We start from the raw sequence: 3,817 nt of genomic DNA on the forward strand, positions 1-3,817 counted from the left end.
AAAGAGCTTTTCCCATCTAAGCCCGTCACCTTGGTCGTGCCATTTTCGCCAGGCGGGAATCTCGATCTTGTCACGCGATCGCTAGGAACCCCTCTCGGGAAATTGCTGGGGCAGACAATCGTGGTTGTCAACAATTCTGGAGGATCYGGGTCAATAGGTGCAAGTCTCGTTGCCCGGGCAAAACCCGATGGCTACACATTGCTGAGTGCGACACCTGCGCAGGTGGCTACGGTGCCGCAGTTGCTCAAGACCCCCTACAAGCTCTCGGACTTTACTTCGATCGGAGTCGTCAGCAGGACCGCAATCGTATTGGTGGTGCGAAGGAGTGACACTCGATTTAAGAACTTCGAAGAGTTCTTAGCGTATGCCCGCGCACACCCAGGAAAACTAAATGTGGGACATGCCGGCGCCGGCTCTCCTAATCATCTCGCCGGGCTGCAATTCGAAAGTGCTGCAAACGTCCATCTAGGTTTTGTGGGTTACAAGGGCATGGGTCCCGCGCTAATCGACCTCATCTCTGGTCAGATCGATGTGATATTTGATCAAATAAGCAGTTCGCTGCAGCATTTGAAGTCGGGTAATCTCAAAGCGCTTGTGGTTTGTGGTCCGTCGCCAGCAGCGGCGATGCCCTCGATCCCAACTTTGAAGCAAGTCGGCGTGCCAGAATTTGATGCCAGCACCTATATCGGCATTCTGGCTCCCAAGCAGACACCCCCCGACGTGGTGGCAATCCTGAGCAAGGCTGTGGAGAAAGTTGTATCGGACCCGCAATTCGCGGCGATGTTGCTTGAAATGGGAAGTGGCGCGTATTACGGCAACGGCCAGCGCTTCGATCAGATCCTGAAGGCCGAGGAAGAAGTCGCCGCTGCCTTGATCAAGCAGGGAAAACTCACGGCTGAGTAGCCCCCAGCTAACGCACGACACCGTCCCGAACGCCGCACAAACGCCGCTAGGCTCTGCATTTCCCTCCCAGAATGGATGGCTAAGCATGTGGCGGCGTCGCCGCCAACGGCGCCGGCAAGCCACGATGTGCTGGCATAAGAAGCCTCGCGGTTTCCCCAACAGGGGCTCGGGTGCTCGGCCACATAGCGAGGAGTATGAAAGTCGATCTCAGCGCCATGGGTTGGCAGTCGTCTCTTCAGACGGTAGAGTCGACGCGGTGGCGATAGGTTCAGGTCGTCTGTTGCAACCCTTTCGTCCGGCGATGCCCAAGTAACCTCACCATGGTTCCGTTTTCATACGCCGCTCATCGAACCCGTCGTGCGGATTTCCCGCAATGCGCTCTCCGGACAAGGCATCACCCCTTCGACCACGGCAAGCTACAGCCAAGGACCCGACAGACGAACGGGACCGAAGTGCCCATAGACTACGAGGGTGGAGTTCCCACCCCTACCACGCATGACCTTGTACTTGTTGCGTAACCACAGGCGCAACCGCGCAGCAGTATAGCTATGGAGCGGCTGATACGCGCCGGAACGCCGTCTCGGCCAAGCGGAAGAAGCTACTATTCTGATAGCCTTCCTCGCATCGGAGGCGGCGAGCCATGTAACCGGTACCGATAATCTCGACAGTGATGTCTCTGCAGTGGTGTAAGCTCCGTACGTCGTTCACTTCTTACTGGCGAAGCCATCGTCCACGATGATCTCAAGCAGCGACGGGCCGCCGGAGTTTACAGCGGCAAGAAGCTCCGCTTCAATTGCCGACGGGTCTGAGATACGCTTGGCGTGGACTCCCAAGCCCGTCGCGACACGCACGAAATCGATCGGCGGATCCGTCATGTCCATCGCCACGAAGTGGTCCATACCCCGGAGAGCTTGCGGCCGCTCCTTGACAATACGATAGCTCCGGTTGTTCACTACGACGAAAGGCCGCCGCTGGCAAGGCCATAGTAGCTTCGTGAATCATTGGACTTGAGAACCGAAGCCAACGCGGGTGCTGACGTCAGAGCTTCCTCAACAAGGATCGCGTTCTGCGGCAAGACTTCGCTAATCTGGAGCATCAGATAGTCTTGATGGATCGGCACCTGATCGGCCAGCCTTCGGAGGGCCTCGGCTTTTCGTGCTCGCTTCACGCTCCAGTTCATCGAGGCCAACTGCGCGTTGCGCTCCTTTGCTTGATCGATGTAGGCTTGGTTGCTTCCCGCACGCAACCCATCAAGCAGAGCTCTCAAAGTCTCCTTGACGTCCGCACAGACCGCGATATCAGTCGCATAGTTTTTCCCCAACTCCCACTGACGCTCGGAAAGGTGGATGACCGGAAGGCTTTCGGGCAATGGCTCGATCGCGCCATATGGAGACATGCGGAGCAGATCAGCTCGGAGGCATATCAAGAGGTCGTACTCCGACAACGTGGCCCTCACCAGCTCCTGCTTCCGGATACACCAACATGGTTCGGATGCTCTGCGGGGAACCTAGTGTTGTAGGGCACAGGTTCCTGATAAACCGCGGCCCCGATAAATTCGGCGAACTCCTCCGCCTCCTCAAATGCTTCTCAGTCGGACAACTCCTTGCCCGCCAGTATCACCGGACGCCGCGCCGTCAGAATGCGCAAGGCTAACCTCCCCGCCAACGCATCAGATGGACGGGTGCCGAGTTCGACACGAGAGACGGCTCCCATATCGAGCTCCGCCTCTTCGTCGAGGATACTGCCGGGCAAGCTAGTGAAGACAGGGCCCGTTGGGGGGCGCTAGCGCGATCTTCGCTGCTCGATGGACGATTCTGGGTAGGTCTTCGGCCCGTTGGACCTCGACCGCCCACTTCACCAGCGGCTGGGCGATCGGAACCAAGGGCTTGTAGAGTAGAGGCTCTGTGAGTCCATATCCAATCTCATATTGTCCGGCGGTAACAATGATTGGCGAGCCTGAGAATTTGGCGTTGTACAACGCGCCCATCGCGTGCCCCAAACCCGGGGTGCAATGAAGGTTGCATGCGGTAAGTCTTCCCGACGCGCGCGCATATCCGTCGGCCATACCCAAGACAACAGACTCCTGCAATCCCAGCACATACCTCAGATCCGGGAAGCTCGGTACTGCCTCCATGATTGCCAATTCGGTCGTGCCGGGATTGCCGAATAAGTGTGTCACACCTTCATTCAATAGGAGTTGGAGGAAGGCGCTGCGTCCGTTCGTGTACTGCTTGGGCATGACGTAGATTAGATGAAAAATGCCAATGGACGTTTGCTTGCCGCGTCGGGCAAGTCCAAGCGCCAGACCCAAACTACAGCTTGTAGCTCGGATCCTTGCGGTCCACTAGACGAAGCATCGCGGCCCACTCCATCTCGCCGTAAGGCCTGCGCGTTGTCGGCCGATAGAGATGATGCGTTTTCTCGATCACTTCCTGGGGCGGGTAATACAATTCGCTGTTGCAACCCTGGGCGTCGACCTGAGCCTTGCACGCCATCTCCAACCAGTAAATGGTGTTGAAGGTCTGAGCGATAGTTGGTCCCACGGCAAGCAGACCATGATTCCTGAGCACCATGGCATCCCGATCGCCTAAATCGGCAACCAACCGCTCACGCTCGCTCAAATCCAAGGCGACGCTCTCATAGTCGTGGTATGCAATCTTCGCGAATCGCATCGCAGTCTGAGTCAGCGGAAGTAGTCCGCACTTTAGGCTGGAGATCGCCATGCCCGCGCGTGTGTGCGTGTGCAGAACACATTGAACATCCTGGCGCGCCTTGTGCACAGCGCTATGGATAACGTAACCAGCTTGGTTGATCCCATAGTCAGGATTGGCATTGCGGATCACATTCCCTTGGATATCGATTTTGATCAGGTTGGACGCGGTGATCTCATCGTACATATACCCATATGCATTGA

Annotated in this window: 5 protein-coding genes; 1 reads left to right on the forward strand and 4 read right to left on the reverse strand. The window is 57.0% G+C overall.

The window, feature by feature from the left end:
- Window positions 1-903, forward strand: a 903-nt coding sequence (locus tag AC1DO7_RS40095) for a tripartite tricarboxylate transporter substrate binding protein (RefSeq protein WP_477117482.1), incomplete at its 5' end; no start/stop codon positions are given.
- Between the two features lie 704 nt (window positions 904-1,607).
- Here the strand turns inward: AC1DO7_RS40095 and AC1DO7_RS40100 are convergent.
- From AC1DO7_RS40100 to AC1DO7_RS40115, 4 genes are all read right to left on the reverse strand, one after another.
- Window positions 1,608-1,856 carry a thiamine pyrophosphate-dependent enzyme gene (locus tag AC1DO7_RS40100; RefSeq protein ID WP_441620400.1) on the reverse strand — a complete coding sequence of 83 codons (249 nt, stop codon included), beginning with the start codon at window positions 1,854-1,856 and terminating at the stop codon, window positions 1,608-1,610.
- On the reverse strand, window positions 1,856-2,359 hold the full coding sequence (locus tag AC1DO7_RS40105) for a hypothetical protein (RefSeq protein WP_441620402.1): 504 nt from the start codon (window positions 2,357-2,359) through the stop codon (window positions 1,856-1,858). The genes AC1DO7_RS40100 and AC1DO7_RS40105 overlap by 1 nt, the downstream gene beginning before the upstream one ends.
- 297 nt (window positions 2,360-2,656) lie before the next feature.
- Window positions 2,657-3,142, reverse strand: a complete 486-nt coding sequence (locus AC1DO7_RS40110; RefSeq protein WP_441620403.1) for a thiamine pyrophosphate-binding protein — start codon at window positions 3,140-3,142, stop codon at window positions 2,657-2,659.
- Between the two features lie 73 nt (window positions 3,143-3,215).
- A partial coding sequence (locus AC1DO7_RS40115; protein WP_477117483.1) for a class II aldolase/adducin family protein occupies window positions 3,216-3,817 on the reverse strand: 602 nt, incomplete at its 5' end.

The organism is Cupriavidus sp. 05N40, from assembly GCF_056397305.1.

What these genes read in the sequence shown, in the direction of transcription:
- AC1DO7_RS40110 (WP_441620403.1), bottom strand. Translation starts at nt 3,142, where the DNA reads ATGCCCAAGCAGTACACGAACGGACGCAGCGCCTTCCTCCAACTCCTA.